Below are 13,730 nucleotides of genomic sequence, written 5' to 3' on the forward strand. Positions count from 1 at the left end.
ATGAATACTGACTTCAAAACTAATATTTACCGCTCTTTCGAAAAAGAACAGAAACATGTAATTCTAAAGCTATTACCATTCCAACAGAATGGTAATGAATTGACTGTGCCAAAATTAAGTAAACTTAATTTCGTATTGGTCACTCAGTTCATTGAAACCAAAGTTGTTTCCGAAGAAACTGTTTTTACCGAGGTAAAAACTTTTTTGATTATCATCAACGAGTGCCCACACAGATTGATAGGTTTAAATTGTTAAAGAGCTTTCCGATTTAAGCTACGCTCTGATGAATCCCCTAATGATTTTGGTAAAAATCATTAAGTTAAGGTGGATACACATCTTGTCATATGATCAAATGGTTTCGCGAAAAATCAATAATCAGACAACAAGATGTGCGAACTCGATATTTTACACGACTCTCTTTACCAATTCTGCCCCGAATTACACTTAAAACGACTCAACAGCTTAACGTTGGCTTGCCACGCATTACTTGACTGTAAAACTCTCACTCTTACCGAACTTGGCCGTAACCTGCCAACCAAAGCGAGAACAAAACATAACATCAAACGAATCGACCGATTGTTAGGTAATCGTCACCTCCACAAAGAGCGACTCGCTGTATACCGTTGGCATGCTAGCTTTATCTGTTCGGGCAATACGATGCCCATTGTACTTGTTGACTGGTCTGATATTCGTGAGCAAAAACGACTTATGGTATTGCGAGCTTCAGTCGCACTACACGGTCGTTCTGTTACTCTTTATGAGAAAGCGTTCCCGCTTTCAGAGCAATGTTCAAAGAAAGCTCATGACCAATTTCTAGCCGACCTTGCGAGCATTCTACCGAGTAACACCACACCGCTCATTGTCAGTGATGCTGGCTTTAAAGTGCCATGGTATAAATCCGTTGAGAAGCTGGGTTGGTACTGGTTAAGTCGAGTAAGAGGAAAAGTACAATATGCAGACCTAGGAGCGGAAAACTGGAAACCTATCAGCAACTTACATGATATGTCATCTAGTCACTCAAAGACTTTAGGCTATAAGAGGCTGACTAAAAGCAATCCAATCTCATGCCAAATTCTATTGTATAAATCTCGCTCTAAAGGCCGAAAAAATCAGCGCTCGACACGGACTCATTGTCACCACCCGTCACCTAAAATCTACTCAGCGTCGGCAAAGGAGCCATGGGTTCTAGCAACTAACTTACCTGTTGAAATTCGAACACCCAAACAACTTGTTAATATCTATTCGAAGCGAATGCAGATTGAAGAAACCTTCCGAGACTTGAAAAGTCCTGCCTACGGACTAGGCCTACGCCATAGCCGAACGAGCAGCTCAGAGCGTTTTGATATCATGCTGCTAATCGCCCTGATGCTTCAACTAACATGTTGGCTTGCGGGCGTTCATGCTCAGAAACAAGGTTGGGACAAGCACTTCCAGGCTAACACAGTCAGAAATCGAAACGTACTCTCAACAGTTCGCTTAGGCATGGAAGTTTTGCGGCATTCTGGCTACACAATAACAAGGGAAGACTTACTCGTGGCTGCAACCCTACTAGCTCAAAATTTATTCACACATGGTTACGCTTTGGGGAAATTATGAGGGGATCTCTCAGAGCTACGCTTGAATCGGACGGTTATTCTATCGATATAAGAGTCAGTGTCAAACACTTTCTTTCATCTTAATAACCTGTTGCCTCAATTGCTTAAAAGCTTGTTTGTGACAACGAGAGCGGATTATAGGGACTTTAATTTGAAGCGCAACCGCTAAAACAAAAAAACATGATTTCACCATGTCGTTCGATTACAAATCAACCAAAACGTACAAAAGCACTGCAATTATCGTCCTTGACTCAAGGTAAAATAAACAAAGAGCCCTTAGGCTCTTTGTTGTTCTCGTTATTGGTGCGCGATAATTCGATCATTTTTTACTAATAACTGTACTTTTTTATCTGGATCGACTTTCCCAGCTAAGATTGCCTTGGCTAATGGATTTTCAACGCTCTGTTGAATAGCTCGCTTCAAAGGTCTTGCTCCATAGACAGGATCAAACCCTACCTGTGCGATCAAACTTAACGCTGGCTCAGACACCTCCAGTTCATATCCTCTATCAGCCATGCGCTGCGCTAATCGCTGCAACTGAATTGCCGCTATTGATTTGATATGATTTTGACCTAACGGATGAAAAACAACGCTTTCATCAACTCGGTTTAAAAACTCAGGGCGAAAGTGCTTACCTACCACATCCATGACTTCTCTTTTTATGCCTTCGTAATCTAAGGTCGCAAAGTTTTCCTGGATACGTGAAGACCCAAGATTAGAGGTCATGATGACAACGGTATTTCTAAAATCGACGGTTCGACCTTGGCCATCCGTTAGGCGGCCATCATCTAAAACCTGCAACAGAATATTAAATACATCTGGATGCGCTTTTTCTATTTCATCAAGCAAGATCACTGAATAAGGTTTGCGACGAACCGCTTCTGTTAAATAGCCACCTTCTTCATAGCCAACATAACCTGGAGGTGCACCGACCAAACGCGCAACAGAGTGCTTTTCCATAAATTCAGACATATCGATACGAACCATCGAATCTTCGCTATCAAATAGAAAATGCGCTAATGTTTTGCATAGCTCTGTTTTACCAACACCAGTAGGACCAAGAAATAAAAATGAACCAATAGGCTTGTTCGGATCTGAAAGCCCTGCTCGACTTCTTCTAATTGCATTGGAAACGACTTCAACCGCTTCTTGCTGGCCGATCACTCGGTTATGAAGCACTTGCTCCATTTGCAATAATTTCTCTTTTTCAGCTTCAAGCATTTTAGATACAGGAATACCGGTCGCTTTTGATAATACTTCTGCGATTTCTGCATCGGTAACTTTGTTCTTCAACAAGGTCATCTCTTGCATCTCTGCTTGAGCTGCCAAGTCGAGTTGTTTTTCAAGTTCAGGAATTCGACCATATTGCAATTCTGACATTCGGTTTAAATCACCCGCTCGTCTTGCAATATCCATGTCCATTCTGGATTGCTCAAGCTCTGCTTTAATATGCTGCGTGCCAGACAGTGCCGCTTTTTCTGCTTTCCAAATTTCTTCAAGCTCAGCGTAATCGCGCTCTTTTTCACTCAACTCAACATTGATGGTACTCAATCGCTTATAACTGGCATCATCTTGTTCATTAACCAAAGCTTGCTGTTCGATTTTTAATTGGATGATTTTTCGCTCTAACTTATCGAGTGATTCTGGCTTAGAGTCTATTTGCATACGAATACTCGATGCGGCTTCATCAATGAGATCGATGGCTTTATCCGGTAATTGTCGGTCAGAAACATAACGATGAGATAACGTTGCTGCCGCGACGATTGCAGGATCGGTAATTTCGACATGGTGATGCAGTTCGTAGCGCTCTTTCAAACCACGAAGAATTGCAACGGTATCTTCAACGGTTGGTTCATCCACAATGACTTTTTGGAAACGTCGCTCAAGTGCGGGATCTTTTTCAAGATGTTGTCGATATTCGTCAAGTGTCGTTGCGCCAACACAATGCAGCTCACCTCTAGCCAAAGCTGGTTTAAGCATATTGCCCGCATCCATAGACCCTTCGCCTTTTCCGGCGCCGACCATAGTATGCAGTTCATCAATAAAGAGAATGACATTGCCTTCCTCTTTAGATAATTCATTAAGAACCGACTTCAAGCGCTCTTCAAATTCACCACGATACTTGGCGCCAGCAACTAAAGAGCCCATATCTAATGATAAAACGCGTCTGCCGCGTAAACCTTCAGGCACTTCATTATTGATGATTCGCTGCGCCAACCCCTCAACAATCGCGGTTTTACCAACACCTGGTTCACCGATAATAACTGGGTTATTTTTAGTACGACGCTGCAAAACTTGGATCGTGCGGCGAATCTCATCATCACGACCAATAACAGGATCAAGCCGACCTTGCTCTGCACGTTCGGTCAGATCAATGGTGAACTTATCTAAAGCTTGTCTTTTGTCTTCAGCATTAGGGTCATCGACTTTTTGACCACCGCGGATCTGCTCGATAGCTTGAGTGACTTTCTTTTCGGTTAGCCCCATCTCTTTAAACAGCTGGCCTAAAGCACCTTTGTCTTCCACGGCCGCAAGCAAGAAAATTTCTGATGAGATATAGCTGTCTTGTCGTTTCTGTGCGACCTTATCGCACATGTTGAACACTGTTCCCATTGCACTAGATAGTTGAACATCGCCCCCAATGCCGCTTACCTTCGGTAGCCTATCCAGCATTTCACTCAGCTTTGAGCGAAGTTGCATTACATCAACATCTAACATAGTTAAAAGTGGACGCACTGTGCCGCTATCTTGATTAAGTAGAGACACCATCAAGTGCACAGGTTCAATATATTGATGATCTCGACCCAATGCCAAGGATTGAGCATCGGATATAGCTACTTGAAACTTACTGGTAAATCGGTCAAGGCGCATGTCAGCCTCCGTTACAATTGATCTTTACGATATGCATGTAAGATGGTAGCTGAAAAGGGAAATTTCAAGGGGGGAAAGGTGAATATCAAACGTGGGATTATCGCTAGCTCACACTTAACTGAAAGCCGTTCTTTATTCAATCCAGATAAAGGAACATTGTCGCCCTGTAATACCGTCTCGTCGATAAGAATAAAAACGGGTAGGTTCGCTGTAGGTACATAGGTTGGAGTTATAAACTAATTCAACTCCCGCTTTGTTCAAGCGTTGCGTCGCTAATAGGGACATATCAGCTAGCCATTTCCCATTAGGCAATGGAGTGAACGCCTTAACGGCATTCTCGTCAAATGTGGTGAATGCTTCCAATACATCATCGCCGACTTCAAATACCCGAGCACCGATTGCAGGCCCGAGCCATGCCATCACCGGTTTATCAAACGCAAGTAACGCATTTTCGACAATTCCATCGGCTAATCCTCGCCATCCGGCATGAACCGCAGCCACTTGGCTACCTTCAACATCCGTCAGCAGTACTGGTAAGCAGTCGGCTGTCATCGCGCTTAGAACAACTTTTTTATTTGACGTGACAAGTCCATCGCCATCGAGCGCAAGACTGGTTGGCTCTGATACTCTAATGATATCGGTCGAATGTGTTTGATTTAGCCAAATAGGCGCTGATGGCATATTCGCTTGGTGAGCTGCGATAACTCGGTTGCGTTGAACAACCGAGCTTTGATCCCCAACGTGTGTTCCTACATTTAAACCTAGATAAATACCTTGAGATACGCCGCCAATGCGGGTCGAACTCACGGCTTTTATCTGCTTAGGTGCAGGCCAGTTAGGGACTATCATTAGATATAGTCTTCGTCGTTGTCTCTTGCATCTTGGCGCAATGATTCAGCCATTACGATCATATCGTTTGGTACTGGGGCATGAAACTCAACTTCTTCACCGGTTGTCGGGTGAACAAACTTAAGCATTACCGCATGGAGTGCCTGACGATCAAAAGCACGAATCATATCGGTCAACTCTTGAGTTGCACCTTTTGGGATGCGAGCACGACCACCATAGGCGATATCACCTAAAAGCGGATGTTGCAAATAAGACATATGCACACGGATCTGGTGAGTACGACCGGTTTCAAGGCGTAAACGAATACGCGTATGTTCACGGAAGTGCTCAGCAACACGATAGTGAGTTACCGCAGGCTTGCCTGTCTCATTTACCGCCATCAATACACGTTTAGTTGCGTGACGGCTAATGCCTTTTTCAATCACACCACCAGCGGTCATTTTACCGATCGCAATCGCTTCGTATTCACGAGTAATACGGCGTTTTGCTAGTGCTCGCACTAAACGAGTTTGTGCAGGAACGGTTTTAGCCACAACCATCAAACCGGTTGTGTCTTTATCCAAACGATGGACGATACCCGCTCGCGGTACTTCTGCGATTTGTGGATAATGATGCAATAATGCATTCAATACTGTGCCATCTGGCGTACCCGCACCTGGGTGTACAACAAAATCACGAGGCTTATTGATTACAATAATATCGTCATCTTCATACACAATGTTCAGTGGGATATCTTGGGCTTCCCAGCGTTCTTCATCTTCAAGTTCTGCTTGTAGGATGATCTCTTCACCACCCATGACTTTAACTCGAGCCTTAGTGATAACGACACCATCAACTTGAATTTTGCCATCAAGCAACCATTCTTTGATGCGTGAACGTGAAAAATCATTGAATAATTCAGCCACTGCTTGGTCTAAACGCTGACCTAGTTGGCTACTTTTTACTGTACTTGTTAAGTCAATCTGCTGTGCCATATCGAACTTTTTTAAAAACCGGGAGACTAATACCCACTAGTGTGGATAATATATAGGATTGCCACATTGTAGCCGTTAACCGACAAGAAGTAACGAACGGTTAAAAAATATTTAATGCAAGGAATCACTCGCTGATATGAAAAAGCAGACTTTATCGGGCTTGTTGGCTCTAGGACTTCTCTTTGGTTGTTCTTCCAGTAAAGATATAGTGCCTGATGTACCACCCGCTGAATTGTACTCGGAAGCTAAAATAGCACTTCAAACAGGTAACTGGCGTACTGCTATAGATCAACTGGAAGCTCTTGATTCTCGTTATCCTTTTGGTGCTTATTCAGAGCAAGTACAACTGGATCTGATCTACGTTTATTATAAGAACGGAGATTTACCATTGAGCTTAGCGACTATTGAACGATTCACACGACTGAATCCAACTCATGATAAAGCTGACTGGGTTTTATACATGCGAGGCTTGGCTCACATGGGGCAAGACCGTAACTTTATGCACGATATTTTTAATATAGACCGTGCTGATCGCGATCCAGAACCAGTAAAAATGGCTTTCAGTGACTTTAAACGTCTATTGCAACGTTACCCAGACAGTGAATTCGCGCAAGATTCCCAAAAGCGTATGTTCGCTTTAAAGAATCGACTGGCCGATTACGACCTTGCAACCGCTGACTTCTATCTTCGCCGTGAGGCTTGGATCGCTGCAATCAACCGCAGCCAGGAGCTACAGAAAGCGTACCCTGACACTGAAGCAGCAAGAAAATCTCTTGATATACAGCTTCAAGCTTACCAAAAATTAGGATTAGAAGAGTCTGTCGCTCGAACGCAACAACTTATTGATTTAAACGCTTTATAATCAAAGAATAATCTACTGAATAAAAGCCGCTTATTATTAAGCGGTTTTTTTGTCACTCTTGCCGAAACAGCACTTTAGCATTAACCTTTATGTAACAAATTAGCAAAGGATAATGTTATTTTGAGCATAAAACGGACCTTACTTCTCTTCTCATTTCTCTGTGTTGCTCAGGCAGCATGGGCGCTATCACTTTCGCCACTACAAAAAGAACCTCATTTGGGCGATATGCCCCAGTTTAAGGAAAAAGGCGTACTGATAGTCTTAGTATCAGCTGACCTCGGTTTTTATTATGTGGAAGGAGGTAAACCAAAAGGCATCATTGCCGAACTTCTCTACCATTTTGAAAAGCAACTAAAGAAAAGCTCGCCTTATCTTAATGTTCAAGTGATTCCTATTACCCGAGACGACTTACTTCCTTCACTGAACAGTGGTCATGGAGATTTAGCTGTCGCAAACCTTACCGTGACGGACAAACGTATGCTGGAAGTCGACTTTAGTACGCCAGTGCTCAGGGGAGTCCAAGAGCTTGTTGTCACCAATAAGTCATACCCGCCAATTACCAGTATTGACCAATTAAGTGGCAAAGAAATCTGGGTCAGAGCAAGCTCCAGTTATTTCGAAAGTCTACAAACCCTCAACAAAGAACTAAACCAAAAAGGCCTTCAACCAATCATCATCAATTTTATTGAAGAAACGCTACAAGATTACGAGCTCATAGAATTAGTTAACCTAGGTCATATCGCGGCTACCGTATTAGACAGCCATAAAACCCAACTGTGGTTAAATGTCATGGAAGACATTCAAGTCCACACCGAGCTTCCACTGCGTCAAAACGGAAGCATTGCATGGGCGATGCGAAAAGAGAGCCCTGAACTCAAAAAAGCCGTTAATAACTACATAAAGACCGCTCGTTCCGGCACCTTACTTGGCAATGTAATCTATGGAAAATACATCGACAACACCCGTTGGTTAACCAGAGTTCTTAACCCAAAAAAAATTGCACGCCTTGAATCGTTATCGCAACTTTTTAACCAATACGCATCACGTTACGATTTAGACTCTTTAATGATGTCGGCTCAGGGTTACCAAGAGTCCGGTCTAGACCAAAGTAAGGTTTCTCATAAGGGCGCTGTTGGCGTGATGCAAGTTCTTCCAAGTACCGCCAACGATCCCAATGTTAATATTCCTAACATACATCAAGTCGATAACAACATTCACGCAGGCATCAAGTACATGAACTTCATTAAGAACCGATATTTCGACGATGATGAAATTACAGAAGATAACCAAGTGTATTTTGCGTTAGCTGCATACAATGCAGGACCAGCCAAAATAAGAAAAATGCGCCGATTGGCCGAAAAACACGGTTATAACCCAAATATTTGGTTTAAAAATGTGGAAGTCATTACAAGAAGGAACGTAGGAAGAGAGCCCGTTAACTATGTCGCGAACATCAACCGATATTTTGTCGTCTACAAACAATTGGCGGCATTGAAGCAAACAAGAGCGGCACAAAATGCGCAGTTATTACCCACGCCGCTGTTACCCATAGGCGTCAATCCGCAGTGATCTGGTGAGTAAAAAAGTAAACGTAGACTAACGATGATTTAGATCACACTTTTCAGTGGGTAAAAAATAAACGCCAAGTTTAATTAGGCTGTAAAGTGCCCCTAAAAAACGAATGATTTTTAGCTGACTTCCTCTACCAATCTAAAGATTTTTCACGGGATAACAAGCTTTTATGCCGATAAATGAAACACAATTTGCGTAAGATCACATTTGAATTTCATTGTTAAAAACCGGCTCATTTTAGTGATTTATATCACATTTATTTATTCATGGACGAGTAATCTGGAGTTAACCCATGAGGGATGATACAGAGGAAAACATCTATGAAAGTAAATATCACTGGTAAAAATATCGACATTACCTCTGCAATCCGAACACATATTGAAAGTAAGTTTAAAAAGCTAGAAAAATGGCAAGTGGACATCATTGGATGCAATGCCAGCATTAGTGAAGAGCCGAGTAAACAGAAAAAAATTGAGGCCATTATTTCCGTTCCTAAAGGCCAACTAATTGCATCAGCTAGCAATGAAGATCTTTATCTCGCAGTTAACGAAGTTCAGCAAAAACTAGAACGACAACTCAACAAACTGCGCCATAAACCTGAATCAAGACGTGCGAGCCACGCAGAGAAACCTGAATTAGTTGAAGAGGAAGAATAATCATCAGGTAAATTAGATTTATTGAATGGCGTCCGTTGGACGCCATTTTTTTACTTGACGACATTATGCTGCTTGCTTATTGTGGTTGTTCATTCAACAAATCATCGACATTATGACAACAATCAACCTGTTCCTTTTCGACTTCTTTTTTATCTCCTAACTCTATTGGGGCTAAGATCGTTACGAAAGAAAAGTCAAAAACGAACAGAAAGCCTCCCACTGGGAGGCTTTTTTATAGGGATAATTCTAATGACAAACAGACTCGACGAGATTCGCTTACGCTTGAACGAACTTGATGATCAATTACTTAACCTTCTATCTGAGCGACGTGGACTCAGCATTGAAGTTGCCAAAAGCAAAGTAGACACTTCAAAGCCCGTACGTGATGCAGAGCGTGAACAGCAATTACTGGTTAAACTCATCAATAACGGTAAAGACAAGTACCAACTTGATGCGCAGTACATTACTAAGCTGTTTCATACCATCATTGAAGATTCTGTTTTACTACAACAATCTTATTTGCAGAACTTACTTAACCCAGCATTAAGCCGTAAGCCATTAGCTCGAGTCGCTTTTTTAGGCTCAAAAGGATCATATTCGCACTTAGCTAGTCATCAGTATTTCAGCCGTAAGAATACCGAATTGATAGAGCTTAATTGCGAACATTTTAAAGAGGTCGCCTCGACCGTTGAATCAGGTCATGCCGATTACGGTGTGCTTCCAATTGAGAACACAAGTTCAGGTTCAATCAATGAAGTCTATGACTTACTTCAGCACACCACGCTTTACATCGTTGGAGAGTTAACCCTTCCGATTGAGCATTGTCTGGTTGCCACCACAGAACAGCGCTTAGAAAACATCAAAACGCTCTACTCACATCCACAACCACATCAGCAATGCAGTGAGTTTCTTTCTCGCCTTAAAGGCGTCACGCTTGAATCATGCGCGAGCACAGCTGACGCAATGAAAAAAGTGAAAGAGCTAAACCGAGACGATGTCGCGGCGATTGGTAACGCTTCTAGCGGTAAGCTTTACGGCCTGCAGCCAATTCAGGGCAATATTTCCAATCAAACTGAAAATCACACCCGATTCATCGTTGTTGCACGAAAGCCTGTGGAAGTTTCACAGCAGATCCCAGCAAAAACGACTCTGATTATGTCTACCTCTCAAGAGGCTGGTTCGTTAGTTGAAACCTTACTGGTACTGCAGCGCTACGGCATTAACATGACTAAATTGGAATCACGGCCGATCATGGGAAATCCTTGGGAAGAAATGTTCTACGTCGATTTACAATCTCACCTTGATTCAGAAATCATGCAGCAGGCGATCGCAGAGCTAACGAAAATAACGCGCCACCTAAAAGTACTTGGCTGCTATCCGATCGAAAATATCAAGGCGACTCAAGTCGTTCTACCAACAGAATAAAGGCAAAAGCACACTATGAAAAAAGTCATCATTGCTTCGCTTAATCCTGCGAAGATTAATGCCGTTAAAAGTGCTTTTGAGCAAGCTTTTCCTGAAGGGGCGTTTACCTTTGAAGGTGTTAGCGTTGCCAGTGAAGTGGCCGATCAACCCATGACAGATTCAGAAACCAAGCTTGGCGCAATCAATAGAGTCCGTAACGCTAAGCAAGCGAATTCTAGTGCCGACTTTTACGTTGGTTTAGAGGCGGGGTTTGAAAACAATTGTACTTTTGCATGGATGATCATAGAAAACCAAGCCAATGAGGAAGCACTCATACGTGGTGAATCCCGATCATCAAGCTTGATGTTACCACCGGAAGTGATAAAGCAGCTGCACGCAGGTAAAGAACTTGGTGACGTGATGGATGCCGTTTTTGGTACAAATAACATCAAGCAAAAAGGGGGCCCGATAGGTTTGCTCACACAAAACCAACTGACTCGTAGCTCGGTGTATCAGCAAGCGCTGATCTTAGCCCTGATCCCTTTTACTAACATTGAACTGTTCTAGATTTTGATGTTCTGAATAAGCCGTTTAATCAGATTGCAGCAGCTTTTGAAGCTGCTGCTTTTCATCCGCACTTTTACTTTTTAACTCATTAGATCCACGAGTAATCGTCGCAATCCCCACTCCGAGCATTTGGCTAACCTGACGTTGGGAGTTCTCCCCTTTTAATAGCTCATTGAGTATGTTCACTCGAGCGACGAGCGCCTCTCGTTCATCCGGCGTCATTAACATCGTCAGCAACATCTCATGTTGCTTTTCATGAGTTGCTCGCTCTACAAGTGCTAGAATATCTTGCCAATCAGAAAACTCTGGTTGTTCTGACATAATGCGGCTCTCTTAACTATTTGTTTAAAAACATTGTACTCCGAGGTGACAGAATACGTCACCTCTACATAAGACTAATATTTTGTTGAACGCTCATTTATGGTCAAAAAACTCGCTGGTTTCGCCGTGATATGCCGATAGTAGGATTCAAACATCAATACGTTTTGCACATAACCTCGAGTTTCATTAAATGGAATCGCTTCAATGAAAGCGTAAGCATCTAACTTTTCATCGGTCGTTTTACGCCAGCGCTTCACTCGATGAGGCCCTGCATTGTATGCTGCAAATGCAAATATCCGGTTGTCATCATACTGGTTCAACAAACTGCTTAGATACTGAGTGCCGATTTCAATATTCTTCTGCACGGTATACAACTCATTCGGCCCTTTATAATCAATTTTAAACCTCTTAGCCGTATATTTAGCCGTTGCTGGCATGATTTGCATAATCCCTCTCGCTCCGACAGGAGACCGCGCCGCACTGTCTAACCCACTTTCTTGCCTTGCCAATGAGATCAAAGTCAGTGGATCGACTTCATATTTGTCGCCGTAAAAGTTAAACCACCAGCTATGAGCCATTGGAAACCTTAAATATATTTCGTCCCATACTTTAGCTTCGATGGAAGCTTTGACCGTTAAATGATGCCAACTATGCTGAGAGGCGTAATGTGCCAACGCTTTAATTTGCTCTGTATTCGCTCGAATCAGCAACCATCGCCACTCACTTTTTGCAGCCGTGATCTTATCGAGCGTTATTAGTTCGCCAATTCGATTTAATGTTGATTGAAATTGTTCGATTGTTTTAGGGGCTGGTGAACTCTTTTGGATATCAAACTGAACAGCGACACCAAGAGTTTGAGCCGCGACGACACTATAGTAGTGACGCTTACCAATAATGCTATTTAGCCTTTGCTCACCTGCACTTTTTCTTCCCAGCTCCATTTCTGAGCGCGCCAACCAATACTGCCAGCGCATACCTTTGTTTTCTTTAGCTGGTAATAACTGGGTCCATCGCTCTACCGCGTGCCAGTCTGCCGAACGTAACGCTAAACGAATTCTCCTTTCAATGATGCTGGCACTCGTACTTTTTGCCATCACTTCATCACGCCATTTTATTAGGCTTTGAGAATCGGTACTCATTAAACGAATAGCGGCATACTCGGCTAACGCTTGACGCTGAGCTTGATTTAACTTTTGGCCTTGCACGACTAAATCATATTGTTCTACTGCTTTTTCTGCGCTTTTCCTCGCTAATTTTTTAAAGCCTAGCATCGCAACATCTTGATTAAGTTTGTTAACGTACTCTTTTTTGGCAAAAGCGCCCACAGACTCGGGTAAACTAAATACTTTTTTGTATTTACTCGCCGTCTCCTTTGCTTCTTCTCCATCAGGCAGCTTCATCAAATAATTCATCATGCTTGAATTTCTTGCTTCAAATGCCAACACTAGCCTTTGCAGTACTCGCTCATCTGAAAGCAAATCAGCCTGTTGCCAAGCTTCAAATAAGTCATCACATGCGTCTGTTACACTGCTCCCTTTTAGCCAGAGCTTTTGTGCGCCTTTAAATGCAGCCGATTTTTGTCCCTGCTTGAGCAAGCCTGTGTAGTAGTAACATTGATATGTTTCCCCTCTTGGCTCATAAGTTTGATACTGAGATAGGGTTTTCCATTCGTTGTTCGCCACTAGCCCATCAAGGTAGTTAGCCCGAACTCGGCTGGAAAATGGAAACTCATGATGTGATTTTTGGAACGCTGTTACCTCATCAATACTTCGCTTACCAATATCCAGATTAAAGACACGGTTGTCGACATAAGGCGTTAATGGGTAATCTGCGATCTGATCGCGCATATTTTGATATTCAACAACTCTTTTTTCATCTAAAAGACTTTGAGCTTTTTGATAAAGCTCTCGTTGCTGTTCAATTTTTGTAGAATCACTAGCAGAAACATAACTGCTGCTAAGAAGAGTAATGGCTAATCCATATAGAGCCTGACGCATGAATCATTTTCCTTAGAATGCATTGCCTCACTCCATCCGGTCACTGAGGCAATTTTAAATAC

The 13,730-nt window shown here is 42.7% G+C and carries 11 protein-coding genes and 1 other annotated feature; of the genes, 6 read left to right on the plus strand and 5 right to left on the minus strand.

Annotated features, from left to right (window positions below):
- Positions 1-387 precede the first annotated feature (387 nt).
- Positions 388-1,596 (plus strand): IS4-like element ISVsa5 family transposase, encoded by a 1,209-nt coding sequence (locus VTAP4600_RS11820; RefSeq protein ID WP_001339197.1) that lies wholly within the window; start codon positions 388-390, stop codon positions 1,594-1,596.
- Positions 1,597-1,892: 296 nt separating this feature from the next.
- Here the strand turns inward: VTAP4600_RS11820 and clpB are convergent, their stop codons facing one another.
- From clpB to rluD, 3 genes are all read right to left on the minus strand, one after another.
- Positions 1,893-4,466: an ATP-dependent chaperone ClpB gene (gene clpB, locus VTAP4600_RS11825; RefSeq protein ID WP_102522977.1), complete on the minus strand. Its 2,574-nt coding sequence runs from the start codon at positions 4,464-4,466 to the stop codon at positions 1,893-1,895.
- 132 nt (positions 4,467-4,598) lie between these two features.
- On the minus strand, positions 4,599-5,315 hold the full coding sequence (gene pgeF / locus VTAP4600_RS11830; protein WP_102522978.1) for a peptidoglycan editing factor PgeF: 717 nt from the start codon (positions 5,313-5,315) through the stop codon (positions 4,599-4,601).
- Entirely contained in the window at positions 5,315-6,289 is a 975-nt protein-coding gene (gene rluD / locus VTAP4600_RS11835; RefSeq protein ID WP_102522979.1) for a 23S rRNA pseudouridine(1911/1915/1917) synthase RluD, read from the minus strand. The genes pgeF and rluD overlap by 1 nt, the downstream gene beginning before the upstream one ends.
- Positions 6,290-6,425: 136 nt before the next feature.
- Between rluD and VTAP4600_RS11840 the strand changes: the two genes are divergently transcribed.
- The 5 genes from VTAP4600_RS11840 to yjjX all read left to right on the plus strand — a co-directional run bounded on the left by VTAP4600_RS11840 (position 6,426) and on the right by yjjX (position 11,350).
- Positions 6,426-7,151 (plus strand): outer membrane protein assembly factor BamD, encoded by a 726-nt coding sequence (locus VTAP4600_RS11840; RefSeq protein WP_102522980.1) that lies wholly within the window; start codon positions 6,426-6,428, stop codon positions 7,149-7,151.
- Positions 7,152-7,271: 120 nt separating this feature from the next.
- Complete coding sequence (locus tag VTAP4600_RS11845) at positions 7,272-8,720, plus strand: MltF family protein (protein WP_415239660.1); 1,449 nt, start codon at positions 7,272-7,274, stop codon at positions 8,718-8,720.
- Between the two features lie 323 nt (positions 8,721-9,043).
- On the plus strand, positions 9,044-9,379 hold the full coding sequence (gene hpf / locus VTAP4600_RS11850; RefSeq protein ID WP_102522981.1) for a ribosome hibernation-promoting factor, HPF/YfiA family: 336 nt from the start codon (positions 9,044-9,046) through the stop codon (positions 9,377-9,379).
- 114 nt (positions 9,380-9,493) lie between these two features.
- Positions 9,494-9,616: a sequence feature (Phe leader region), on the plus strand.
- 12 nt (positions 9,617-9,628) lie between these two features.
- Positions 9,629-10,804, plus strand: a complete 1,176-nt coding sequence (gene pheA, locus VTAP4600_RS11855) for a prephenate dehydratase (protein ID WP_102522982.1) — start codon at positions 9,629-9,631, stop codon at positions 10,802-10,804.
- Positions 10,805-10,819: 15 nt separating this feature from the next.
- A complete protein-coding gene (gene yjjX / locus VTAP4600_RS11860; RefSeq protein ID WP_102522983.1) occupies positions 10,820-11,350 on the plus strand; it encodes an inosine/xanthosine triphosphatase in 531 nt (176 codons plus the stop codon).
- Between the two features lie 24 nt (positions 11,351-11,374).
- Here yjjX and trpR read toward each other — a convergent pair whose 3' ends face one another.
- Positions 11,375-11,671, minus strand: a complete 297-nt coding sequence (trpR, locus tag VTAP4600_RS11865; RefSeq protein ID WP_102522984.1) for a trp operon repressor — start codon at positions 11,669-11,671, stop codon at positions 11,375-11,377.
- Between the two features lie 74 nt (positions 11,672-11,745).
- The gene (locus VTAP4600_RS11870) at positions 11,746-13,668 is read right to left on the minus strand and encodes a transglycosylase SLT domain-containing protein (RefSeq protein WP_102522985.1); all 1,923 of its coding nucleotides are present in this window, start codon (positions 13,666-13,668) and stop codon (positions 11,746-11,748) included.
- Positions 13,669-13,730: the final 62 nt, after the last annotated feature.

Source organism: Vibrio tapetis subsp. tapetis (assembly GCF_900233005.1).
GTDB lineage: Bacteria > Pseudomonadota > Gammaproteobacteria > Enterobacterales > Vibrionaceae > Vibrio > Vibrio tapetis.